The organism is Candidatus Eremiobacteraceae bacterium, assembly GCA_035710745.1.
In the GTDB taxonomy this organism is placed as follows: Bacteria; Vulcanimicrobiota; Vulcanimicrobiia; order Eremiobacterales; family Eremiobacteraceae; genus JANWLL01.
Genome location: DASTCX010000018.1, coordinates 184,807 through 207,513, shown reverse-complemented (window position 1 = coordinate 207,513; position 22,707 = coordinate 184,807). Strand labels below are relative to the sequence as shown.

Sequence of the window (22,707 nt, the reverse complement as noted above, 5' to 3'; positions counted from 1 at the left end):
CCGACATTTCAGGCATCCTCGAGGTCGTCCAGCACGGTCTTGAAGAATCGACTGAGCACGTCTCCTAAACCAAACCGTCTCTCCTCGGCCGTCACGAAATCCACGTCCGTCATGCCGGCTGAACCGCCGCTCACCCTCAACTCGACGATGCCGATGCTGAAGTCGGGCGTCGTCACTTCGAGTTTGCCGGTCGGCAGCAGCCGAAAGTCTATCGACTTGCCGTCAAACGCCCGGATCAGCACATGCGTCGGTTTGTCTCGATCAGGGGCGACCGTAACTGATACCAGCTCCTTGTTGGTCACCGGGTGCCTTTGAAGGCAAGCTTGGCGCAGGCTGTTTTCGACAGCTTCGTGCACGCTCTTCATCTGCACTTGCATGCTATGAAAGCGTTGCCCCTGGATTCGCTGGGCATCAATGATCTTTTGAAGCGACTCGTTCAATCCGGACATGGGCCGGAACCATTCTCCGATGATGGGGATGGCACATCCAGGCTTGGATCCGTCGAACGCACCGACGGGGATCCGACGGCGTTGGGCTGTGAGACGAACACGAACGGTCTCGGGGAGCGCAAGAGTTGATGCGGTGCGAGCCAGTCTATCCGACGACCATTTCGGAGAATCGCGTGTTGCAATCGTGGCGGTTTTTCTTCCCCGTCACCAGCCAGTTGGGCGCATCGTATGGAACGGTCAGCCCCTTGTTGACGAAGAAGTCGACGACGGCGGCGCGAGCGGCGAAGACGACGCGTGCCGGTGCCTGAGACGGGATCATGCAATAAATACTGACCGAGCCCGTCGCGATACGAAGACCGAACCACCGGAGGATTGCGATTCCAAGTCGGGCCTCGGGCCCTTTACCGGAGATGCGCAGGTAGCGCGTGACGTCGCATCGTTCTTCATCTGTATAGGCGTACAGGTGCAAACGGTGCTCAGCGGGATTGAGGTCGGAAAATGTTGCGAGCGCGAATGCACAGGCGACCCCAACAAGTTCCGGAAACGATCCGTTAGTAAACCTCCACTCGCGGAGATCTCGAAAGCCGCTCGAAGTTCGCTTCGTATCCGCCACTCAGCGTTGCGCCTTAATCACACCGCCACAAGCGAGGATGGCCTTGACATGTCGATCGGGCCACTGTCCGAGCTTGCCGGCTACGTTTGGTCTTGTCGTAACGGCCTTTTCCATCCATTGTCAGTACCAATTCGCAAAGCGGCGTCAAATCGGGGAGCGGAATCGTTGATTTTTTCGCGCGCTGTCCTAGCTCGCTTTACTTCGGCTGACACGGCCGGTACCTATCTAGCCGAGAGATGAGGCGTCGGCGAACTCCGAAGGATGCCGCGCATGAGTCTGCACGCAAATGACTCGACCTGCACACAAATTCCATCGGTAGCGTCCCGGGATTGCGTATTTGAGTGCAAAGCCTTGTCATATCGGGTCACCGCGCACTTCTCATTGTCCGCCCTCGCGCTCTCGGAACAGCGGTGAAATGTTGCGCCAACCTGGGCAGACTCGCTTCGTCGATCAGAAATGCGATAATGGCGCGCTCGAACACGCCTCGGAGCCCTTGGCGCCGTAGCTTCGCCTTGATTTCCTCAAGCGCATATTTGCTGCGCTCCGGGATGTCGTAGGTCACTTTCATGTCGTTTCGGAGGCTCGACCATTGGCATGCCGGAGGGACAAAACCTTGTTAACAGGTATACTTGTTTTATGCAACGCGTCGTGCGACTGAACGAAGGGCGACCAGATTGGCTCACCATGCCCGACCCAGGAGATCGGGTTTACGGGGAGACGGAGTGGGGCGAAGCAACGGCTTTCGCGACGCCCGCCTTTTGGAAAGCGCAGGCGTGGTTGGATCAATCGAAGGGCGAATACGCACCGCGTCCGCTGGGACGCAGCCTGACGGAAGAGCTGGCGATATGCATGCTCTCCGGATTCGGCATCCGCGCCGAAGCGGGCGCCGCGGCGTTCAGGCGACTTAGGGATGCCGGGCTTATCGAACGACCGGATCGCCTACGAATCGAGGTGACGTTGCGCGAACTGCGCTACCGATTCCCGGCGTCCAAAGCCAAGCATCTCGCCCTGGCGCTCGTCGGCGTCCGCGAACTGACCGGCATCGATCGTCCGCTCGAACTGCGCGACGCGCTCGTCAAGTTGCCCGGCGTCGGACCCAAGACCGCGTCGTGGATCGTGCGCAACCGTTTCGGATGCGACGACATCGCCATTCTCGACGTCCACATCGTGCGCTGGTGCGAACGATGGGGCGTTTTCGATCGAACCAGGAAGATGACATACTTCGAGGCGGAGTCACGCTTCTTGCGGTTCGCCGCCTGCCTCGAAGTTCGGCCCTCGATCCTTGACAATCTGATGTGGCGTCAGCTGCGAATCGTGGGCGATGCCTTGGATGACGTTCGGACCGCTTCCTGAGTCCGTCGGCCGCCGTAACTAACCGCCGCCGGTAGCGGCGCTCCGACGCGCCTTCGTACGCATTCCGGCGCATAACACGCCGCACGGAACGTATCGCTTTGCATCCAGTCGCAACGTCTTGACGAGCGCTTCACCTAGGAACCCGAGAGGTACGCAACGGAGGCCGAGCGCTTCGGCTGTCATTTGAAGCGTGGCGATCATGCACCCGGCGTCTCTGTAGACCAGACTTTCGTGATTACGATACCTAGCCGCGACCGCTGCGGCATCTGCGACCAAGAGCATCATCGTGCCGCCCTTGCCGCGCATGGCCCGCGCGACTTCGGCTCGCCTTCGTCTCCACTCCCGGCGCGAGAGTCCCGGCACGAGCCCCAGGCAGTGGCGCAGAGGATCGTAGCGCATTACAACGTTGACATCGTCTTCGACGTAGATGTCAATCGGATGGATTCCGCCTGCTGAAGCAGCGGCTCGCCGGCGCACGGGGCGCCCCGCGGCGTCGGCGCCGGTGTGCGTAATCGCCGCAGCGTGCCACAACAAGAGCGAAAGGGCTCGGTGGGTCAACGCGCGCGACGGCGGCGACGAGTTCCGACCGTGCAACACGTCGAAGAAGTCGATCGGGTCGACGCCGATCGGGCCAATCAAACGTCGCGCGCAATGCGACGTCTTGGTTGCGACCGGGTCGCGCCTGTCGCTGCGCGGCGCAGGTTCCCTATGCGGGCGAGCCAAGGCTTTCGAATGAGGTCAGCGTCGCGATCGCCTTTCTGCAGCCCGCGCAAACGCCGCACGCATACTCGGCCCTGTGACAGGAAAACATTGCCCGCAATACGTTATTGGGCGGGCGCGACGCTTTCAGCAACTCAAGGGTGGAGAGCCCGATGCTCGGCGCGGTCACGCGGACTTGTCCTTCCTGCATGCCGACCAAACCGTCGATTGCCTCGATGAACGGCGGCGATCCGTCGACGTGCCTGCCGTCGCCGTCGACGCATCCAATCATCACTTCGGAGCACGCGCGTTTGATTGCGACGACGGCCGCCATCGTGATGAGGAGCTGATTGCGAAACGGCCACCATTCGTTCACCGGCGCGCACTCGGCCGGCGGGGAGCCGTCCATGTCGCCCGAACCGAACCTGGCCATATCCGAACGCACGACCTCGTGCTCCAGGCCCAGGAACGCCGCTACTTGCCGAGCTGCCCTCAGTTCACCCGGGAAGCATCTTTGTCCATAGTCGACGGTCAACGCCAGCTTCGGGCGCTTCCAAACGGCCAGCGCACTCGAATCGATCCCGCCCGACAACAAGAGCACGGCGCCGTCAGGCCTTGGAGACACAACACACCTTGGCGAGCGCCGCCGCCAGGTCGGCGTACACGTACGTATTCTTCGCGTCGCCGACGACCATCTTTAGCCTTTCGTCGGGGGTCTCGAGCCGGCTCGACCTGTCGCCGGGCTTCCCGGCAGTGTAAACGCCGACGACGGGTATTCCAGCCTTCTGCGCGTATCCAATTTCATAAACGGTTCCGGGATCGATGTTGTCGAGGATGGCGAAGACGCGATCGCATTCATCGAGCATGGCGAGGTCCTTCGCCGCGACTTCGTCGCCGCCGCGCCCCACGTCATGCAAGGGCGACTTTACTTCGAGGCCTGATCCCATCAACCACCGCCGCACTTCGGAAACCATCCACTCTTCCGGCACCGAGAAAAACGGGCCCGCGAGGTAGACGATTCCACCGCGAAATTCAAGCGGCTTGTGTTCCGACATTTCGTCGATGGCAATGTCCAGAAAACCGCCGTTGTCGAAATATTTGGCGACCGTGCGCGCCGCAAACTCGACTGAACGGACCAGATCCGAACCCTTGACCAAGCTCTGGTACGCCAAGGCTGCGCTGAATACGTCTCCTGAGCCGATTGGAAAGACCATCGCGGTCTCGAACGCAGAAACGTGGTGGCAAGCGCCTCCTGAAACATAGACGTCCGCACCTCTGAATCCACGTTTGACCACGACCGCGGCAGCATCGTCTTTCGACAGAATCATTTTCGCTGCCGCCTCCAGATCGTTCTCGCCGGCCAACCGCCGCGCTTCGGCTTCGTTTAGGACAACGACCAGCTCACGCGCCCGACTACCGTTCGCCTTAAAGAACTTCGGGGCTGCAGGAGATTGCGGATCGAACACGACCCGATCGGCCTGCACATTGACGTCGCAGTCAAGCATGCCGAACACGAGCGCGTTCCCGGCCTCGACGCGCACCGGCACGGAGTCAATCGTGTCGACCCGCGGTGATATGACCGGCACGCTTAGGGGCGTCACGTAGTCGAAGGCAATCGTCTGGGCGGTGTCTTCGCGCGCGAGCGCGGCATTGCCGATCTTCTTCCGGATGGTTTCTTCGTCTTTACGCTTCGCGCGCGTGCGAAGCGTGACGCGCACGTCGTCCGAGAAGCGCATGACGCCCGCCGCACGGACTCCGGATCCCATCAACGTGTCGCGCTGCGGACGCATGCACACCTCGCGGTATGCTCCGCCGACGATCGTCAGCGCGGTCGTATCTGTACGTGGCACTCGGATTTTCGCACGTCGATGGCGGTGATGAGCGCGCGATATGCGTGGCCCTCGCGGATGCAGCGGATGAGCGCCGCCGCCTCGGCTATGAGCAAGCTGCCGACCACGTCTTTTCCGGAAACGACGACCGGGGACGAACCTATGAGGGTGACGCGAAGATCGTCCCCTTGCTTGAGGCGTCTGAGGACACTGACGTCCGGATTCTGCAAGACGAAGTCCGCGACGATGTCGCAGTTGACCTCGCCCGATCCGTCGTTTGATTCAAAACCGCCGCCTGACATGACGGGAAACCGTTCTATCGCCGCCGGATGTGTCCTTGGAGGCGACGTTCACGAAGCGCGAAGCACGTTCTCTTGGTATTTACCGTTGAACCGCGATACGACCAGGCGAAACCGGGCGGCCGCCGTGGGCGACGCCGTCGCGACGACCGACGCGCTCGGGTTCAGCCCATACGTCCAGGCTGTGGCCGAATTTCTCTCGGCGCCGGAAACGAAGGCACCGTTGACGCTGTCGTTGGAGGGCCGCTGGGGCTCGGGCAAGTCGTCGTTCGCCGTGCAGCTCCGCGACGCTCTCAAGCGCTCCGGTCGTCGGACCGCATGGTTCGACCCATGGTTGCACGGCGTCGGCGAATCGTTTTGGGCAAGCTTCGCCCTCCAGCTGATGCGCGAACTCGCAAATGACCTCGATGTCGGTCGGCGAATTGCAGCGAACGTCCGGCTCTTCTTCATGCGCTACGACTTCTGGCGCGCGCTTCCGCGCTTGGGAGCGTTCTTGGTCTCGATCGCAGTCTTCGTCACGGCGCTCTTCGTCGAAGCGTACGCCCTCTGGACGCAGGGGCCACAATTCATCGCCACGCTCCTGTCCGGCCACCTGGTAGCGAAAGCATTTTCCGGTGGACCACAATCGTTGCTCGAGTTCCTGGCGACGAGCGCCGGAGCGTTCGCCATCGCGATTGTCGCGCTCGCCGCCCTGCGCGCCACGACGTTCCTCTTGGGGAACCCCTTCGAAAGCGACTTGAAAGATTATTTGTCGGATCCACGTTATCGTTCACGCGAAACCTTCGTCGAAACGTTCAGACGCGACTTCGGGCGAATTCTCGACGCCTACGTCGGCAAAGACGAACGCGTCTACGTATTCGTCGACGACATCGATCGTTGCGCTCCGGACGAGATCGCGGACATCGTGCACGCTCTGAATCTTCTAAGCACCGCAGACTCCGCCGACCCGTCGCGGACGTCAAGACTGATCTTCGTCGTCGCGATCGACCGCCCAATCGTTTCCGCCGCGCTCGCCGCGCGACATGAGCAGCAGCTAAAATACCTGTATCGCTCTCCGGTAGACGCGACCGATGTCGCCCTTCGGTTTGGTTACGCGTTCGTCGACAAATTTGTCCAAGCCCCGTTCCAGGTGCCGACGCCCAAGACCGCTGATCTCGGACATTTGCTGCAGACCCTCCACTTCGGCGTCGGAAAGTCGAACGAACCGACGCACAGCGCCGCCAACTCGCCGCACCGAGACTTGTCGGAGGATCGCGAGTTCATACTTCTGCTCGCACGACTCCTCGATTCGAATCCCCGAAAGCTCAAACAACTCGTGAATTTGTATCGCCTGTACATCCTCGTCGCCGAGAAAACGGGGCTTCTCGAAGCGCGCGTTCCGTCGGGCTCCAACATACATCCCAGAGTGCTTGCGAAGTGGCTCGCACTCCAGATCCAATGGCCGACGTTCGCGCAGGAGTTCGCGGCGCACCCGGAATCGGCCGAATCCATGCTGCGTCTCGGCGAGGGCATGGATATCTGGGCGTCCCACCCTGGACTATTTGACCTGCTTCACGCTGGCGCCAGTCCGGTCTACGATCTGACCGCGGAACGCCTCATCGCGCTGGTTGAAGCGGCGCCCCCGCGCGAAACGTCGTCGGCAGACGAACCCGAAGCTCGGGCGAGGTTCGGGTCGGATATATTGGAAGAACGATCGAGCGCCAGAAGAACGGAAAGACCGCCCGCCTGACCAGCGCCTCGAGAGGGAAGACTTACGATCAAACGGACGCGGCCGCCATCGCCAGCCGCGCGCCAGTAAGGAGGCCTTCGCAGGTCTCGTTTCATGCCCATGACTGTCTCGGCCGGAATCGAGGGTCGGCTTAGGTGTCGACAAGCCGCTCAGCCAGTCGGTCTCAGCAAGACTGACGTCTGCTCGGGAACATCCGAATCATGAGGATGCCGCCCCGGCATGACGCACCTATCAATCCAGTTCGATTCCTCGCTCTGGGAACCGGGAAGATTCCGAGCGACCGATCACATGGAACCGATCGAGGAGTTCTGAGAAGACTTCTTCGGCCGGAGGCGGCTCTGGTGCCTCGGTCGGCGTTCCGTTGGAGTCGTAGGAGATAGACGGAATCCCGCCATGCCTAACGTTTTGGCCTGGTACTTGAAACATCGTCACCCACGTCGCCCTAATGCCGACACCGTCGCGGTGTGGTAACAGTCGAACCTCGCCCGGACCTTTGGGATCATCAAGCCGTCGCCGGCCTCGCGGAAGGACCCAAATGGTCGGGGCCGGCGTGGTCGCCCCGTGTATCGCCAGGTCGCCATGAACGAACGCTTGCCATTCACGGTCAAGATCTTCGCGGCGCCACGGGAAGGTTGCGCCGAGCAACTCCGCGAGATCACGCACCGACTTTTCGTCCTTGCATCCTGCAACCAGGAATGCGCGGCTCGAATTGTGCTCAAATGACTGAGGCCTGCCTGAGGCCACTACGCTTGAGACGCACGAGAACATTTCTCGCTCAAAGCCGCCGGTCATACCATAAAGTTCGGCCAGTCGAGCAGTCGCTTCGACCTCGTCACCATCGCCGTACGCTCTCGCTTCGACAAGCCAGTTGATCGCCCGCGATACATCCGCGGCGGCACTCGCGGCCGTGGCGCCGCTAGGGTTCGTAATCGTCCTTCCACGATGCTGCTCGAGGAACTGCGAGCCAGCGATCGTGTAGTACATGTCGCCGATCCAACGCCGGGCGCCGACCAACTCCTTGTCAATCTCGAGCGCCCTCCTGATATGGTGCTCGATGGCGGACATGTCGTCGAAGCCCAGATGCTCCGATACCGAGCGCGCTGCAAGAAACCTGTCGAAGGCCCGCAAGTAAGTTTGAAGGCGTTCGCCAAACTGGCGACTGAGCGTTCCCAGCAGCCTGTCCACTTCGTTGCGAGCGATTTTCTGAACGTTGATCATCGAGTAGATCGATACGATGGCGATGACCAGCCCACCAGCGGTGAATATCGCCCCAGCAATCGCCCCCAGCTCCGCGACGTCCGGCGGCTCAAGTCCAAGGACTTTCTCCAGCAGAATCCAGGCCATCGGCAAGACGGCAAGGGCTAAGGTCACAGCCCCCGCCACGACCGCGAGATTCGCATCCCGATTTTTCACTTGCGATGCGGTTCTGCGGACCAGCGTTCGACCCTTGGGCGCGAAGGTCACTCACCACAATTCCAGACACCAGGCCCCACTCACCACAATTGGGCTATTGTGGTGACGCGGCTGCGCGTAAGGTCGTGCTTGTTCCAAGTTAATCCGAAGGTCAAACCGTCAATCATCGACTCGCGGTGCGAGCATCCCGAGCGAGCCGCCCGCGGCCATTTCGTCGAGTTTCTTCGTTAGTATGCGTCTGCCCAGCGGCGAGAGTCGGACGACCGGAAGAAGGCCCAGCTCGATGAGGTTGCGCACGGTCTGCCGCGACACTTTGAGGCAGGCCGCCGTCTCCGCGACGGTGAGGAAGGGCGACTCGGTACGCCGCTCGTCGCCGACTCGCGCTCCGAAAGACGTGACGCGGCCGAGGCGTTTGCGACAATCTGGCGAGGCAACCGTAGTCCGGCGACGCAGCGAGCGACGGCGAGACGCTTCCTATCGCTCATTCCTAAGCAAGCTTATTGGGGCCATACAACGACCCTTAGTCGGACTGGGACTGGTCGGGGGCGTCCGCAAAGTCCTTGAGCATCCACGACTCCCACATGCGATTCGCGACGCAAGACTCGAGCGGGGGGCATTCTTCGCCATGAGTAGGCTCGTACGATCGCGCGGACATACGGGTCATCGAAAAACGGAGTCCGCTTCCAAGATGGGCGACGCTACGCGCCATGCGATGGACGCGTCTAGCTAACGAGGCGCGAACGCTTCGAGATAATCGGTTTGCTGTAAGTCGTTTTCGGTGTACCCCGAGCTAACGGCGACGACCAGAAAACTGCCGCGTGAATCTGACAACGCTATGTTGCCTCTGACAAGCGGTACGAGCATACCATTCGACATTTGGAAAAGTACGCCGGTGGTTTCGTGTGAGAACCCGACGAGGGTCCTTCCCGCGAATTTGTAGCAACCAACGGACGTCCCAGCGAGGTCCGATACACCTTCGGTTGCTTCGGATAGCTGGGCTTTCGTAATGGTTGGACCACCGGGACCGAGAGGAGCAACCGCCAGGGTCGATCCGTTCGAACGTACGTCGCGACAGACAAAGTGCAGTGAGTTCCAAGGGGCGAAGCCGTCGGCGAATCTTGGGTCTCGAGCGAGCGACGCCCAGTCGACCTTTAGATGCCCGTCGTATCGACCATTGACCAACCTCGCTGTGTAGTCTTCGTCTATGCCAGGGCCACCGCCGTACGATAGGTGTACGATCTGATTGCCGTTTTGGTCCTGGTAAACGGACTTGATAACCCATTTGACCGACCGCCAATAAACAACTCGAACGCCCGGGCCGAAGTTGGCGCGATCGAAAGTCGGAAAACGGTCGAACAAGTCCATCATCCTGACGTGGATCGCGTAATTGGCCCTAAAATCACTGTTCCATCTGAGCTGTTGGTCCAGCGATTGCTCGTATTGGCGCTGCGGTGTCGATGGGCTTTCGGCGGCGCTTCGGTGTGCCATGACGACCGCCGATGTCGCGACGACGGCGACAACGGCGATAGTGGCGATGATCACGACAACCGCTTGGATAGTCCTTACTTTCATCTGTGCGACCTCTGGACTCGTATGTTCTTTTTAGGAACTGGAACGTTGTACCAGAATCGCGCCGGTAGGGCTTCTCCACCGGACGGAATCCATTCTATCGTTCGCGGAAGTGTTGCGCTGGTTCCCAGGACCGCTGACTGCGCGCAACATATGAGCGGCGTGTCGGTAGGCTGAGGCGAGGGGGTCGGGGGATTGGACGTTGGGAACGCGACGGCCCACGCGCCCGTGACGTCGACGCCTGTGGCCGGATCGGTCAGCCCGCTGACGTAAACCGAGAAGGCGTCAGGGGTCCCGGGTGCCATTCCGGCCGGAGAGCCCATGAGAAACCAATACTGCGTGGTTGACGGTGTGCCCGTGATGATTATCGGAACGCCGTAATCGCCGGTGTTTCTTGGGGTGTACTGTCCGAATGGGTCTACCCCATTTATCGCGCCGACGCAACTATTCGGCCCGACCACGTCGTACCAGGCGAATCCGCCGGTTGTCTCAATCGACGTCGTATCGTTATGGTCGAGATCGTATTCCGCGTTGGCAAAATTCCCCCGACGCATGTGCGAATCGCCCGTCAGGTTTTTGTTGTGAGTGCTCGGACACGGAGTCCCGGTGCAGTCGTCAGCATAGACATCGAACGTCGCCGCCGCCGTGAGTCCTGTGACGAACATTTCGCCTTGTATAAGTGTATTGTTGCTGACCGAATAGCTGACAATCTGCGTCGGTAGACCGGTGACGCTTGGCGGACCGAGCGTTTTCTGCTGGAGACCGTTGCCGGGCACGAGATTTGATAAGAATGCCGCGGTCTGCATGGCCCCGTCTCTGCTAAGCGTATCGGAGTCAGGTCCGGTTGTCTCCGACACCATATACTTCAAGGAGGCTGGACCGACACCCCCGATGTAAAGGCGCGCCGTGACTCCGAGTTTGTTATCGAAGTAGAAGTAGATATAACCAGCCGCGCCGTCTCCAAGCGAGCCTTGCTCCAGCAAGAGGTTATTGACGGTGCTGGGCTGCGGAGTGTTGGGGTTCTTGTAGTCCCATGAATTGTCGCCGGGAACTGTATCCCATGTTTCGGGATCGTCCGCGTACATCAACGTGGGTGCCGAATTGGACTGCCCGCACGAGACGATTGGGCTCCACTCCGAAGCCTGGCTGGGATTTGGGGCCGGAGATTGTAACCAGCTGACCGTGAAGACTTGGGAACCGAACGCGCTAACGGTAGGCGGGGGTAAGTACGGCGCAGTTGCTGCGATGCACGCCAGTCCGAGCACCGCGACTAGAAACCAAACCCGAATGTTCGACATCGAAATAGCCCCCACTAAGAGCAGGGCCAGATCGGCCTTTCCAGGCCGATTGAGTCGATTCGCTCGGCCTCATTGTAGTCGAGGTCGCCAGCGCGGTAAAGTCCCACGAAATGCGCGGGGCGGACCTATACTCGGTCCCTGACACGACGACGGACGTTGCTCATCTGTCGGGCTCGTCGAGGGGCAGCGGCTTACTTCAAGCGGGCGGACGTTAGCCTCTGTGTGTCGGGCGCGTTAGAGCAACTCTGACTCAATTCACGCATGATGGAGACGGGCGCGTTTGGTTGATTGTGTTACAGGCGGCAAGCCGGTCCCTGGCCTGCCATGTGAGCGTCACGATGCGGCCGGCTCGAAGATCCTCGTGCCGAGCGTGCGGTCCACGATAGCCTCGTCGAGCAGCTTCTTGATGACGAGCGTCCGTCGCTTGAGCGGACGGACGATCGGCAGCAGCCCGTTCCGGCTCATGATGTAGGCCGAGTGGGGCGAGATCCGAAGGTACGCGGCCGTCTCTTCGACGGTGAGGACCGCGGGTTCGGCCGACTCGTAAGGCCGTCTGTTCGGCGGTTTGACTCCGCTCTTGGCCACAGGCCGGCGGTTGATCTTCATGGCTCCCACGTCGGACTTCTCCCTCGTCAAGCACTGGCGCGTAAGGTCGTTTGCGTGTTCCAAGTTACATTGAGCGTCGTCGTCGTCCGGGCTCCGTCACTTCTGGTACCCGCGTCTTCGCGGGCGGCAAGGGCGCGGCAAAGAGTGGCACCTAGAGTGGCGACATACGGCATCCACCGATAAACATCCAAACCGAAACGTGACGCGCATCACGTCGCTCATCAAGACTCACCGAGCACCAACGCATAGCACGAAGGAGCATCGTCTTGAAACCGACCGATCGAAACCCACAAGTTCGTCGACGTCGTCGCGAGCCAGCCGTCCCCGAATGGATTCTCGCGGCCGCCGCTGCGGCGGAAGGTGCTATGCCAATAGATGGAGCATCGACTCAATCCTTTGGCACAAACGATGACGGCGCGCAACGAATGAAACAAGCGAAGCCGCGCCTCCCCAAGCTGCCGGTCCCCGCTTCTGCGAAAGTCGAGTTCGGGTTGCCCGCTCTCGTCGACGCTGACGGCGCCGTCTCTCGCGCCGCGTTCTACGCGTGTCAAAGCTTGGCGCGCAACACGATCCGCTCGTACAACAGCGCATGGCGTCAGGTGGTGGCGCGATGCGAGCGGTGGAACGTGTGTCCGTTGCCGATGGCGCCGACGGTCGCCGCGGATCTCATCGCGGGGATGGCCGACGACTGGTACGAGGCCTCGACCATTCGCGCCACGTTGAGCGTGATCGCCAAGGCGCATCGGTTGGCCGGTCTGCCCAGTCCGACGGACGTCCTTCTCGTCCGCGACGTCATGCGGGGAATCTCTCGGCTCTACGGCGGCTCGCCGAGTCGGCAGAAGCTGGCGGTCACCGCCGACGAGCTGCGCGGCATGGCGGCGGCCGCGGCCAAGCGGCCGTGGCCGCACGGCATCCAGGAATGGGCGGTGATCGCGCTGACGTTCTTCTGCGGGTTGCGGCGCGAGGAGACGGTCGCGCTCGACGTCGAGGATCTCGAGTTCGCGTCCGACCGGCTGACGATTCATCTCATCAAGAGCAAGAAGGATCAGTACGGGCGCGGCGCCGAGGTCGTGATCGAGCGTCTGCCCGACGATCCGCAGCTCTGCCCGGTCGCCGCCGTCGAGGCCTGGCTCGAGGTCCTCGGCGAAACCAGCGGTCCGCTCTTCCGACGCATCTACCCGGGCAACCAGGTGCAGGGCCGCCTGAGCGCCTGGAGCGTCGCCGAGTACGTCAAACGGTTCGCTCCGGCGGTGGGTCTTTCTCCCGCCGACGTCGGCGCGCACTCGCTGCGCGCCGGCTGCGTGACGGAATTGAAGGAACGCGGCGTCGACGACGTCGTCATCGCCGCGCACGTCCGTCACGCGAGCTTGCAGTCGCTGCAAGCCTACTATCGTCCGCGCCAGCGTCGCGTCAACATCGCCCGGGCGCTTCTCTCATGAGAGCTTTCCGCGGTCGTCAAGCGTCGCTGTCTCGAGCGCCCGACGGGGCGGTCGAACGCTATACGCCGGCCACGGTGAAGACATACCGTTGGCGAGCGAAGTCCTGGGAACGAGCCGCCGTCGCTGACGGACTCGATCCGCGCCGTCCGCCGATCGACTATCTCGTCGCGTACCTTCGGCGTTTTTCGATTCCGAACGACGCGCGTCGGGCGTCGCACGCCATCGCTTGGTATTTCCGCGAAGAGGGCGTGCCCGTGCTCGTCGACGATCCCGCGGTCGCGGAGGCAATAGACTTGCTCGACATCGCGCCGCAAGATGATCCGCTGGCCCGACCGGTTGCCGGATTGTCGGTTCGACGACGACGGGCCAAGCGCATGGCGTCGGCGGCCTACAGCCCGTCGACCCGCAAGGGGTACACGCTCGCGGCGAGACTCTGGGTGGAGTGGGCGAAGAAGAGCGGCGTCGATCCGCTCGAGCCGGGTTTGCCGAATTTCAAGAGGTACGTCGCCGACGTGGTGGCTTCTGGCTTGGCCGCCCAGACCGTGGCGAACCGACTCCATGGGCTGTCGCACTACTTCCGCAAAGGCGGAGCGTGCGACCTCGCCGTCCATCCGCAAGTGAAGGCGATTGTCGATGGACTCTGTCGCGAGCGGCCGCGGGCGCAGATGCGGTCTATCCGCCTCAAAGACGTCCGCCTGATGCTCGAGCGCATGAATCGACGGTCGGCGTTCGGGGCGCGCAACGGCCTGTTGCTGGTCTGTCTCGCGCTCGGCGGCTTGGCGCTGCGCCACGTTCGGGCCATGGACGTCTCACGCTGTCGCGCGGAAGAGGACGGAATCGTCTTCACGATCGGCATGCGTCACATGCGCGAGGTGAAGATATGGGAGTGCGGCGATCCCGATTTGTCCGTCAAGACGTGGTTCAGGCGGTGGTCGGCGGTCATCGGCGTCGAACCAGGCCCGCTCTTCCCGAGCCACACTCCGTCGGGGTTCGCGAACCAGCCGATGTCGTCGCACGCGATTGCCGTGACGCTTCGGCGGCTCGCGAAGAACGCGGGGATTCCGCATCATGGCGTCTGCGTCGCCGCGATCCGCAAGGGATTCGTCGTCGACGCGACGCGAAAGTTGGGGCCGGTCGCCGTGGCGGCTGCCGCGGGGTATGCCGGCGCGCAAAGCATCATCGACGGGTACGGCCGGGCGCTCCAATCGACGCGAGAATTGCGCTTGCGTCATCTTCGACAGCGAGGTCGCTCGGCGCCGGCCGGCCGAGGAGCGCGCACGTGAACGAGCATCGTTCGGAAACTCTTGCGGTCGCCGGGCGCGCGCATCTCCCGCGCGAGAACGCCTTCCGCATCGGCAGCTTCCAAGCATTTCGCGCCTGGTGCGACCTGCGACGGCTTCGTTCGCTGCCAGCGGATCCGTCGACCGTCGCGCTTCTTGTCGAGGAATTCTTGCCGTACCTCGGCGTGCACGGCGTTCGGCCGCTGCTCCGCGCCATACGCCGCGCGCACCTGATCGTTGGACATGCGGATCCGACGTCCGGCGCGCTCGATCGCAACGGCGCAATGCGACCGAAGAAGAAGAAGCTGATTCGAAATTTCCAGCTGCCTAACGGCGGGGACGACGAAGAAGATGCATAGTGATGAAAGGCGGTCGGTCGCGCGTGCGAAGCGCGCGGCACGGATGGTCCAACGTGCTATCAACCTCCTCGGCGGTGCCGTCGCGCGTCACGATAGGTTGACGAGTCCATCCGCCGAGCTGCGAGGCGCTGGCGATGCCTGACGACGGGCCTTCCGGCCCGAAGATGCTCGAATGGGCGCACCGGCTCGGTGCGGTCGGTTCCGACTTCGTCGCCGCCGCGCGCGTGGTCGAGGCGCTCCTCGCGTCAGAAGATTATCGCGATGCGACGGGCGCCGCGCAACTTGCGGCCGACTGGGCCTTTAGGCTGAGCCTGTTGTCGGCGCGCCTTCGCGACGCGATCGTCGAGCGCGCGCGCCATGAAGCGCGTCGCTTTTTGGAAAGGACCAAGTGAAAAACGATCCGACGGGTCGACTGTCGCGCGCAAGGGTGGCGCCGACGGACGGGCGCTTTCTTCGCCTCGTCGGCTCGCTCGGCACGTGGCTGCGCTGGCTCGAGCGTTTCGAGGCGCCCTCGCATCCAAATCTGGAGGTTGTCTCGATTGAAACCGATCTGCTCGGCACGTTGCCAGTCAGGGTCGAGCGCGCATCCCGCTTGGAGTTCTTCGACGCCGTATGCGCGGCGTACGTCGCGCTGCGGCACGGAGGTCCGATCGGCCTCGTCGTCGTGCTGCCGCTGCGCGCGCCGTCGCAAGCGCGCGCGACGTTGCCTCCCCTCGGGCTCGCCGCTCCGCTCCCGGTCCGGATCTCCGCGCGTGCGATTCTGCGCCGCATCATGCGCGTATACGGCCCGAGGTTCACCGGCGCGTATCCGGGCTTTCGACGGCCCGACATCGTGCTAGTGCAGATACTGAGTCGCACGACCGAACGACTTCCGTCGCCGCGCGACGTCTACGCCGCCCGCGCGTTCCTGCGCGACCTCTTCGAGCGCCACGACGTCGCGCTCTGGCCATCCGCCCCGGAGTGGCTAAGGCCGCCGATAATCGGTGAGCCGTACAGCTATCGACGATCTGCTCCGTGAGTCGTATCGCGAATCGCTCGGCCGCGATTTCTCCGCAATTGTGCGCTATCTCGCCGATACTATCGGCTTCAAGTTGACGGCGTACATCGCGCGCCGGCGGCAGACCGACCGGGTCCAGGCGTGGATTGACGGCAAGGAGTCGTGCGCGCCTTCGTCGCCGGCGGCTGACACGAGGCCGCATGCCGCGTCGCCCGCATCGGTTCATGTCGGCGATCCTCGACCCACCCCACGTCTAATCGCTATTGATTGTTCGGCGTACCGCTGACGCCTCTTACGGAAATGTCCGATCCATCCCATTTCCAGTCCCAAGATGTGCCGTCACCCAATGGAAGGACATGCATTTGAATCGTGCCCCCATCGATGCATTTGTCGGTGCCTTGGGTTATGGACTCGCGATACCAATAGGTCCCGCCGTCGGGCACGGAGGATCGCGAGCGTTCCGGAACAGCCGAGTGAGGGGTAAGATATGGTGCCGACCGCGCCATATAGTTACCGGGTTATAGCGGTGCCCCGCTCACGCGGGGACTAGCCCTTACTTCGCCTTGAGGCGGATGTTACCCGTCAGTAGGTTCCGGCTCAGCCTTGAGCAGACATGGTACCGACGCGGACCGGGCCGTCCGCTTGCACCGACCGTAGATTTCCGCCTTGGTCAGGCCCGACTGATCTTCCAGCTGGCCGACGTAGTAGTAGTCGACTTCTTCCACGTTCCAATCCACGGGTATCATAACCGAACGCCCGTTGATTTGACCGTGATAGACCCGGTGATCGCCCCGGCCGGACTTCCTCGCCGCACGGGGCATGAGTCCTAGGTTCTCTAGGATTTCAACCCAGTCTCGCCTCTTGATCGGCGGCCAACGTTTGCCCATCCATATCCTAAGAGTGGCAAAGCATCATGTTCGCAGGAACGCTATACTTCCTGAAGCGGCTCTGCAAACTCTCCTGTAAGAGCTTCACTCCCATAAATACTAGAGCGGCGGGCATGAGAATAACCGCGAAGACGAGTGTTATCGCCCAAACGATTTTGAACGTTGTAAACTCTCTAATCGTGGCGGCGTTTGGTTTCTGATTAACGAAGGCGTCAAATGACTCTTCGCCACCCTCTTCGGCTATCTCAGCGGCGGTCATGACAACATCGCGAAGATTCTCAAACGCTTCGTAGGGAGTTTTACCGCTTGCTGCGAGATTCCACTGATAGCAAATGGCTAAGAAGCCGTCGTCAACGTAAGACGGACGGACGAAAACGGTTAGATCGATTTTTTCTACTGACTCTTCGACTGACTCAGTGGCCGCTACGGATTCGGTCACAGTGTCCACCACAAATTGCCCCTTTGAGGCGACGGCACATAGCGCATCGTGGCTTTAAGCCTGTGCGCCTGGGTTTGTGTTACCCCTCTGAGAACCACATCCCCTACGTCGGTACGTTCGCAAGATCGGTTTAGTTTCCGTTCCGCAACGTGACCCCGGCACGGTAACTCGTGCTACCATTATAGAGTCACGAATTGAGACCCATCCGCCACCAATCCAGGGGTAGCTCATACGACCGTATACGGGACAGACCGGATTTGAGCCAAGTATATCAGTACCCTCGCGACGGAATGAGCCCACTAACTCCTGGGCGCATGCGACCTCATGTTTCCGGCGAGGCGCACAGATAACGGACACCGGCGCGTGAGAGCGAGTCTGCGAAGCCCAAAGAACTCATCAAGCATTGATTCGCGACCACGCCCGTGACGCGGTCATCCGCGCCGGGATGCTCCGCTCGAAAGCGAGCGCGTCCGTCCGCGATCGCGCCCGCGATGTCGCCGATCGACATGAAGCCGCCGCTCGAATCGGCTTCAAGGCCCCCGCCGTCGCCGCCGCCGTGATCGACGAGGTCGAGCCACACGTCGGCGCGTGCGAACTTCGGGTCGGACGTTCGCGCATCGAGCGTGCGCTCGACGAAGGCCGCGAGCGTCGAACGATCGGACATGTCGACCGGCGACGTGACGCGCACGACGCGCTGGTCGCCGCCCTCGATGATGGACGACTCGGTCCGCAGCTCGCCGATCCCGAACGACGATCGCGGCAGCGAGGTCGTATCTTCGGCGACGACCTTCAGCGCGCGATCGCGCGCGGTCGCCGAAACGAAGTCGGTGACATTTCGCTCTTGCGCCTGGTCGAGGTTGTTGTCGCCGTCGCGGTATACGCCGAAGACGACCGGGTGACGCTCGTGCGCCGATAGCGCTGCCGGATCCATGAAAAACGCACCTCCATCATTGACAGAAGTGCGTTCACGCGAGCGTCGAGCGCGTCTAGCAGCCGCTACCGGCGGCCAAGACGGCCGCGGCTATTGGCAGCCGTGAGAGGTCAATAAGATGTCGCCGGTATCAGGCGGTACCGTCACCGGGCTCGTCACGATATCCCCGAAGATCGACTTGTATGACGGCTTCGGCAACGTCACGCTGAACGTCTGGCTCAGCGATGCATTGACCACCACGTACGCGCCCTCATACTTGCGCGTGAAGATGCCCTTGTCGTTCGGATCGGGTACCATGTCGGCGCACGGCTTGCTGACCGCCGCATTGTACTGCGGAAAATAATATTCGTAACCGTAGCCCGGCAGATGGTCTGTGAAGAGCGCCGATTGGTGGTACTTGCCGAGCAGATACGTGCCGATGGACCAGCCGAGCTCCTGCTGCGTGGTCGTCGGCGTGTTCCACTTGTCGTCGACGACGAACGCCTTGCCGAGTCCTTGGATGTATTTCATCCACTCGACGATCAACGTGAGCCTCGCCGTCGTGACGGGCTGCTGCCCGTAGTTCGTGAACGCGCTCTCGTCGTCGTCGAAGTCGATGAGGTTCAAGAACGCGTCCTCATCCGCGTCGCCGAACGGACGGCTCTCCGGCACGTGATTCGCGCCGAACACGAGCGGGCGCGGCTGCGAGTGCATCGCGTTGACGACTGCCTGCGTCCACGCGAGAACGGCCTGCGCCCACGCCTCGTCCACATTTTGGCCGGAGAACTTCTGCGTCCAGACGCCGTGGATGAACACGCCGCAACCAAGCGTCGCATTGTCGAGGCTCACGAGATCCGCGCCGAAGCCGCTATATCCGCCGTTTTCCATCACCGGCGCATACGTCGCCATCTGCCATTGCACGACCGCCGGATTCGAGATGTCGAGCGGCACGTATTTCAGCCCGCTCGGCCACGCCGGCGTCTTCTCGTCGCACTTGTAGAGGATCCAATCGGGGTGATGCCCCTGCCACCACTTGAGCCCATGGACTTTCGTGAAATCGGAGTCGAACGGTGCGTAGTAGGTCGCGATGATCGCTGGGTTGCCCGCGAGCCAGGCTTGCGGGTCGCGGGTGCCCCACACGAGCTCGTAGCGCGATGCGTGGGCGGTCGCCCGCAACGGCGGGATGTGCGCGTCGAAGACTTGGAACGCGTGGATGCCCGACCACGTGTCGGCGAGGATTCCGGGCGGCGGGCTCGCGACGTTCCCCCGCGCGGCAAGGCCGGGTGCCGCGACCGGCGCTTGGATCGAATGCGAGCCACATCCGGCGAGCCAGGCGGCTAGAAGCAGAGATAGGGTGGCGAGCCCTGCTAGGCGCGAGTTGCGATCATCCAATAGAGTCCACCGGAAGCGCGCGGGCTGAAAAGACGAGGCTATTAGTGCCCCGTAGTTACCCGTTCAGCGTTCGTTAAAGCGCAAGCAGGGCGTACCATATGGTACACCCATTCGCCCCGCGGCTCAACCCGGGAAAAAAGTCCCTACCGAGAGACTTTGCCGTTCGACGCGTTGCCGTCGGCGGCAAGGCGGCGGCTTATGAAAGCGGCGAGCGTCCTGGCAGACGGCAAGCTCAGCTCGACGAGTCGAAGCCCATAGTCGGAGAAGAAGCCCATGGGATCGGACCGCACTTCGACGACGCTCGCGGTGAATTCGAACGGCTTCTCGTCGACGTCGACTTGCATCCACACGACGTCCCCGCGCGAAAGCCGCAGATCCGCCCGGATGCACGCGCCGCTGATCGACATGTCGCGCAAGAGCACGACATGCGTCGTGTCGACGCCTTCGACGCGGAGCTGCGCTTGTTTCTCGACAGCGACTCTGCGGCCGTTACGGGCTCGGCGTACAGCCGGGATGTCGGAGAACCACCGCGATACCGTGTCGAAGAGCTGCATATGGCCTCATGCCCAAAGCGAAGTTCAGTCTCGTATGTGACTGACGCGCTTCCATCCGCATTACACATACCTCAAAATGTCCCGTGCTAAACAGAGCACCCTAGGTGTGAGCTGGATTACTGGTAAAGGCTCGGCCGCAGCGGTCATCGCGACCGCTCGAGAGGAGCATCCTTGGAACTCGCGGAGATGGAATCGTTCGTCCGCGCCATCCCGGACTTCCCGATCCCGGGGATCCTATTCCGCGACATCACCCCGTTGCTGCACGACAAACGGGCGTTCGCGGGAGCGATCGACATGATCGCCGGGGCGTTCGCGGACGCAAATATCGATCACGTCGTCGCCATCGAGGCTCGCGGCTATATCCTCGGCGCGCCGGTCGCGTACAAGCTCGGCGCCGGCTTCGTTCCGGTCCGCAAGCCGGGCAAACTTCCGTACGAGAAGATAAACGTCGACTACGCGCTCGAATACGGCACGAATACGCTCGAGATGCACAAAGACGCGCTGGCACCCGGTGATCGCGTGCTCCTCGTCGACGATCTCCTTGCGACCGGCGGCACGGCCGCCGCTACCCGTTCGCTTCTCGAGCGGCTCGGCGCGAACGTCGTCGGCATCGCCTTCCTCATCGAGCTGACCGCGCTCGGCGGCCGGAGCAAGCTCGAGGGCGCCGACGTCCGCTCGTTCATAACTTATTAATTGAAAGCGCAGGCCAGCGAGCCCCGCCGTTCCGCGCTCCTCGTCGGCACCGCACCGCGTCTTGCGCTCGCGGTATCGAGGTCGCTCGCCGCGCGCGGCATCACCGTGTTCGCGGTTCCGTCGACGGATGACGAGGGTCCGCTTGCGACCCGCGCGATAGCCCGCTACTATCCCCTCCCCGACGGGCGCGACGAGCCCGATGCCTTCGACGAGGGTCTCGAACGCGTCGTGAAAAGCTCGGGGGCCGGCGTCTTGATCCCCTGCTCAGACACCGCACTCGCCGCGATCGCGCGCAACGACGCTCGACTTCGCTCGCTGGCGACGCCGGCATGTCCGTCGCCGGGGATCATCGAGCGAGTGCTCGACAAGAGCCTGACGATCGGGTTCGCCCAGACGCTCGCCATCGACATCCCGGAGACCTATGAGGTCGGTGCGACGTCGACCCCGCACGAGGCGGCCGCGTTCATGGCGTATCCCGTCATCGCGAAGCCGAGAAACCATGCCGCGCACGGCGGGATCCGCATCCGCTATTTCACAGGACCGGACGAGCTCGAAGCCGCGTTCGCCGACGACCCCGCGTTCGAGGCGCGCTACATCGTGCAGCAGTTCGTGCCCGGAGCGGGGATGGGCGTCGCGGCGCTCATGCACGACGGCGAGCCTCTTGCGACGTTCGTACATCGCCGCGTCAAGGAACTGCCCGCATCGGGCGGCGTCAGCGTCGTCTCGGAATCGGCCGCACTCGATCGTCCGCTCACCGAAAAAGCGATCGCGCTGTTGCGCGCGATCGGATGGGAAGGCGTCGCGCTCGTCGAGTTCCGGCGCGCGGCCGACGGTACCGATTGGCTCATGGAGGTGAACGGCCGCTATTGGGGCTCGCTCCCGACCGCGATCGCCGCAGGTGTCGATTTCCCGTTCTACGAGTGGGAGATCATCCACGGTCGAAAGCCTGATGTGCCGGCCGAGTACGTCGTCGGCAGGCGCGTCCGATGGACGCGCGGTTCCCTCTTGCGGCTGCGCGAGCGGCTGTTCGAACCGACGGCGTTCGGCACGCGCCGGCTGACGAAGGCGCAAGAGCTGCGAAGTTTTTTCGCCGAGGATCTCGCTCGCGACGTCCGCAGCGCGATGTGGACCTGGCGAGAACCGCTGCCCGCGATCATGGACGCATTGCCAGGTTTGAGCCGCCTGTTCGCAAGCGCGGCGGGTGCGGTCTTCAAACCGCTCGTGCCTCGCCGTTTCCTTCGCGCCCGGCGGCGCTTCGGCACGGGCGGCGCTTTGCGCTACTCGATGTTCGCGATCGCTCGCGCGCTCGGTCTGCGATCCGAACTCCTGCCGAGGCCGTTCGCGCCGCGTTCCGTGCTCTTCGTCTGCAGCGGCAACATCATGCGAAGCGTCCTCGCCGAAGCGGTCTTCCGCGCGGCGCTCGCGACACGGGGGATCGTCGTCACGTCCGAGTCGGCCGGGCTTCGAGCGCGACCCGATCTCCCCGCCCACGACTCGACGCTTGCGGAAGCAGACAAAGCCGGAGTCGACGTCACCGCGCATCGATCGAAACACGTCGACGCCGTCGACCTCGACGCGTTCGACGCGGTGTTCGTCATGGACCGGCTGCAAGCGTTCGAGATCGGAAAGCGCCATCCACGCGCCGCGGGCAAGACGTACCTGCTCGGCGCGTGCCTGCTGGGCTTCTCGCGCGTCGAGATCGAGGATCCGAGCCGCGCCGGCGACGACGAACGTCGCGAGATCTTCGCGCTCGTCAGAGAGCGGGCCGCGGCGCTCGCCGATGCGGCGGCAAACGACTCCCCCGTTCCCTCGACGAAGGTTGCCGGTTGAGCGCCGCGCGGTTGCTCTGCTTCGCTGCGACGCCGTGCCAGCGTCGATGTGACGTTGCGACCGCAGGGGG

At 62.5% G+C, this 22,707-nt stretch carries 25 protein-coding genes; 10 read left to right on the top strand and 15 right to left on the bottom strand.

Annotation, left to right across the window (positions count from 1 at the left end; translation table 11 throughout):
* Nucleotides 1-8: 8 nt before the first annotated feature.
* The 3 genes from VFO25_08095 to VFO25_08085 all read right to left on the bottom strand — a co-directional run bounded on the left by VFO25_08095 (nt 9) and on the right by VFO25_08085 (nt 1,630).
* Nucleotides 9-449 (bottom strand): hypothetical protein, encoded by a 441-nt coding sequence (locus VFO25_08095; protein ID HET9342858.1) that lies wholly within the window; start codon nt 447-449, stop codon nt 9-11.
* Between the two features lie 145 nt (nt 450-594).
* Nucleotides 595-768, bottom strand: a complete 174-nt coding sequence (locus tag VFO25_08090; GenBank protein HET9342857.1) for a hypothetical protein — start codon at nt 766-768, stop codon at nt 595-597.
* A gap of 658 nt (nt 769-1,426) precedes the next feature.
* Nucleotides 1,427-1,630, bottom strand: a complete 204-nt coding sequence (locus tag VFO25_08085) for a hypothetical protein (GenBank protein ID HET9342856.1) — start codon at nt 1,628-1,630, stop codon at nt 1,427-1,429.
* A 209-nt stretch (nt 1,631-1,839) separates the two neighbouring features.
* On the opposite strand from VFO25_08085, the gene VFO25_08080 reads away from it, so the two are divergent.
* Nucleotides 1,840-2,415, top strand: a complete 576-nt coding sequence (locus VFO25_08080; GenBank protein ID HET9342855.1) for a hypothetical protein — start codon at nt 1,840-1,842, stop codon at nt 2,413-2,415.
* A 706-nt stretch (nt 2,416-3,121) separates the two neighbouring features.
* On the opposite strand, the gene VFO25_08075 is transcribed toward VFO25_08080, so the two are convergent.
* The 3 genes from VFO25_08075 to VFO25_08065 are packed head-to-tail and all read right to left on the bottom strand — an operon-like array spanning nt 3,122 to nt 5,245.
* Nucleotides 3,122-3,715, bottom strand: a complete 594-nt coding sequence (locus VFO25_08075; GenBank protein ID HET9342854.1) for a 7-cyano-7-deazaguanine synthase — start codon at nt 3,713-3,715, stop codon at nt 3,122-3,124.
* A gap of 7 nt (nt 3,716-3,722) precedes the next feature.
* On the bottom strand, nt 3,723-4,904 hold the full coding sequence (locus VFO25_08070; protein ID HET9342853.1) for a PfkB family carbohydrate kinase: 1,182 nt from the start codon (nt 4,902-4,904) through the stop codon (nt 3,723-3,725).
* A gap of 32 nt (nt 4,905-4,936) precedes the next feature.
* Nucleotides 4,937-5,245 carry a hypothetical protein gene (locus VFO25_08065; protein HET9342852.1) on the bottom strand — a complete coding sequence of 103 codons (309 nt, stop codon included), beginning with the start codon at nt 5,243-5,245 and terminating at the stop codon, nt 4,937-4,939.
* A 124-nt stretch (nt 5,246-5,369) separates the two neighbouring features.
* On the opposite strand from VFO25_08065, the gene VFO25_08060 reads away from it, so the two are divergent.
* Nucleotides 5,370-6,971 (top strand): P-loop NTPase fold protein, encoded by a 1,602-nt coding sequence (locus VFO25_08060; protein ID HET9342851.1) that lies wholly within the window; start codon nt 5,370-5,372, stop codon nt 6,969-6,971.
* A 231-nt stretch (nt 6,972-7,202) separates the two neighbouring features.
* Here VFO25_08060 and VFO25_08055 read toward each other — a convergent pair whose 3' ends face one another.
* The 5 genes from VFO25_08055 to VFO25_08035 all read right to left on the bottom strand — a co-directional run bounded on the left by VFO25_08055 (nt 7,203) and on the right by VFO25_08035 (nt 11,857).
* Nucleotides 7,203-8,435: a hypothetical protein gene (locus VFO25_08055; protein HET9342850.1), complete on the bottom strand. Its 1,233-nt coding sequence runs from the start codon at nt 8,433-8,435 to the stop codon at nt 7,203-7,205.
* Between the two features lie 108 nt (nt 8,436-8,543).
* Nucleotides 8,544-8,837, bottom strand: coding sequence for a helix-turn-helix domain-containing protein (locus VFO25_08050; protein ID HET9342849.1), 294 nt, complete (start codon nt 8,835-8,837; stop codon nt 8,544-8,546).
* A 273-nt stretch (nt 8,838-9,110) separates the two neighbouring features.
* Nucleotides 9,111-9,926, bottom strand: coding sequence for a hypothetical protein (locus VFO25_08045; protein HET9342848.1), 816 nt, complete (start codon nt 9,924-9,926; stop codon nt 9,111-9,113).
* Between the two features lie 26 nt (nt 9,927-9,952).
* Nucleotides 9,953-11,038, bottom strand: coding sequence for a hypothetical protein (locus tag VFO25_08040; protein ID HET9342847.1), 1,086 nt, complete (start codon nt 11,036-11,038; stop codon nt 9,953-9,955).
* Nucleotides 11,039-11,584: 546 nt separating this feature from the next.
* On the bottom strand, nt 11,585-11,857 hold the full coding sequence (locus VFO25_08035; GenBank protein HET9342846.1) for a helix-turn-helix domain-containing protein: 273 nt from the start codon (nt 11,855-11,857) through the stop codon (nt 11,585-11,587).
* A 425-nt stretch (nt 11,858-12,282) separates the two neighbouring features.
* On the opposite strand from VFO25_08035, the gene VFO25_08030 reads away from it, so the two are divergent.
* The 6 genes from VFO25_08030 (at nt 12,283) to VFO25_08005 (ending at nt 16,218) form a co-directional block, all read left to right on the top strand.
* Nucleotides 12,283-13,296 (top strand): tyrosine-type recombinase/integrase, encoded by a 1,014-nt coding sequence (locus VFO25_08030; GenBank protein ID HET9342845.1) that lies wholly within the window; start codon nt 12,283-12,285, stop codon nt 13,294-13,296.
* A 74-nt stretch (nt 13,297-13,370) separates the two neighbouring features.
* Nucleotides 13,371-14,579 (top strand): hypothetical protein, encoded by a 1,209-nt coding sequence (locus tag VFO25_08025; GenBank protein HET9342844.1) that lies wholly within the window; start codon nt 13,371-13,373, stop codon nt 14,577-14,579.
* Nucleotides 14,576-14,935, top strand: a complete 360-nt coding sequence (locus VFO25_08020; protein ID HET9342843.1) for a hypothetical protein — start codon at nt 14,576-14,578, stop codon at nt 14,933-14,935. Before VFO25_08025 ends, VFO25_08020 begins: the two co-directional genes overlap by 4 nt.
* Before the next feature lie 134 nt (nt 14,936-15,069).
* Nucleotides 15,070-15,327, top strand: a complete 258-nt coding sequence (locus tag VFO25_08015; protein ID HET9342842.1) for a hypothetical protein — start codon at nt 15,070-15,072, stop codon at nt 15,325-15,327.
* Complete coding sequence (locus VFO25_08010) at nt 15,324-15,953, top strand: hypothetical protein (protein HET9342841.1); 630 nt, start codon at nt 15,324-15,326, stop codon at nt 15,951-15,953. The genes VFO25_08015 and VFO25_08010 overlap by 4 nt, the downstream gene beginning before the upstream one ends.
* Nucleotides 15,919-16,218: a hypothetical protein gene (locus tag VFO25_08005; protein ID HET9342840.1), complete on the top strand. Its 300-nt coding sequence runs from the start codon at nt 15,919-15,921 to the stop codon at nt 16,216-16,218. Before VFO25_08010 ends, VFO25_08005 begins: the two co-directional genes overlap by 35 nt.
* A gap of 608 nt (nt 16,219-16,826) precedes the next feature.
* Here VFO25_08005 and VFO25_08000 read toward each other — a convergent pair.
* The 4 genes from VFO25_08000 to VFO25_07985 all read right to left on the bottom strand — a co-directional run bounded on the left by VFO25_08000 (nt 16,827) and on the right by VFO25_07985 (nt 20,114).
* Nucleotides 16,827-17,267: a hypothetical protein gene (locus VFO25_08000; protein HET9342839.1), complete on the bottom strand. Its 441-nt coding sequence runs from the start codon at nt 17,265-17,267 to the stop codon at nt 16,827-16,829.
* Between the two features lie 313 nt (nt 17,268-17,580).
* The gene (locus VFO25_07995; GenBank protein HET9342838.1) at nt 17,581-18,189 is read right to left on the bottom strand and encodes a hypothetical protein; all 609 of its coding nucleotides are present in this window, start codon (nt 18,187-18,189) and stop codon (nt 17,581-17,583) included.
* Nucleotides 18,190-18,279: 90 nt separating this feature from the next.
* Entirely contained in the window at nt 18,280-19,560 is a 1,281-nt protein-coding gene (locus VFO25_07990) for a hypothetical protein (GenBank protein HET9342837.1), read from the bottom strand.
* A 143-nt stretch (nt 19,561-19,703) separates the two neighbouring features.
* On the bottom strand, nt 19,704-20,114 hold the full coding sequence (locus tag VFO25_07985; protein ID HET9342836.1) for a PilZ domain-containing protein: 411 nt from the start codon (nt 20,112-20,114) through the stop codon (nt 19,704-19,706).
* Nucleotides 20,115-20,285: 171 nt separating this feature from the next.
* Here VFO25_07985 and VFO25_07980 point away from each other — a divergent pair, with 171 nt between their 5' ends.
* Nucleotides 20,286-20,807: an adenine phosphoribosyltransferase gene (locus VFO25_07980; protein ID HET9342835.1), complete on the top strand. Its 522-nt coding sequence runs from the start codon at nt 20,286-20,288 to the stop codon at nt 20,805-20,807.
* Nucleotides 20,808-22,637, top strand: coding sequence for an ATP-grasp domain-containing protein (locus VFO25_07975; protein ID HET9342834.1), 1,830 nt, complete (start codon nt 20,808-20,810; stop codon nt 22,635-22,637).
* Nucleotides 22,638-22,707: the final 70 nt, after the last annotated feature.

What these genes read in the sequence shown, in the direction of transcription:
- VFO25_08095 (HET9342858.1), bottom strand. Translation starts at nt 449, where the DNA reads ATGTCCGGATTGAACGAGTCGCTTCAAAAGATCATTGATGCCCAGCGA.
- VFO25_07985 (HET9342836.1), bottom strand. Translation starts at nt 20,114, where the DNA reads ATGCAGCTCTTCGACACGGTATCGCGGTGGTTCTCCGACATCCCGGCT.
- VFO25_08040 (HET9342847.1), bottom strand. Translation starts at nt 11,038, where the DNA reads ATGTACGCGGACGATCCCGAAACATGGGATACAGTTCCCGGCGACAAT.
- VFO25_08085 (HET9342856.1), bottom strand. Translation starts at nt 1,630, where the DNA reads ATGAAAGTGACCTACGACATCCCGGAGCGCAGCAAATATGCGCTTGAG.
- VFO25_07995 (HET9342838.1), bottom strand. Translation starts at nt 18,189, where the DNA reads ATGGATCCGGCAGCGCTATCGGCGCACGAGCGTCACCCGGTCGTCTTC.
- VFO25_08030 (HET9342845.1), top strand. Translation starts at nt 12,283, where the DNA reads ATGAAACAAGCGAAGCCGCGCCTCCCCAAGCTGCCGGTCCCCGCTTCT.
- VFO25_08035 (HET9342846.1), bottom strand. Translation starts at nt 11,857, where the DNA reads ATGAAGATCAACCGCCGGCCTGTGGCCAAGAGCGGAGTCAAACCGCCG.
- VFO25_08090 (HET9342857.1), bottom strand. Translation starts at nt 768, where the DNA reads ATGATCCCGTCTCAGGCACCGGCACGCGTCGTCTTCGCCGCTCGCGCC.
- VFO25_08065 (HET9342852.1), bottom strand. Translation starts at nt 5,245, where the DNA reads ATGTCAGGCGGCGGTTTTGAATCAAACGACGGATCGGGCGAGGTCAAC.
- VFO25_08015 (HET9342842.1), top strand. Translation starts at nt 15,070, where the DNA reads ATGCCTGACGACGGGCCTTCCGGCCCGAAGATGCTCGAATGGGCGCAC.
- VFO25_08070 (HET9342853.1), bottom strand. Translation starts at nt 4,904, where the DNA reads ATGCGTCCGCAGCGCGACACGTTGATGGGATCCGGAGTCCGTGCGGCG.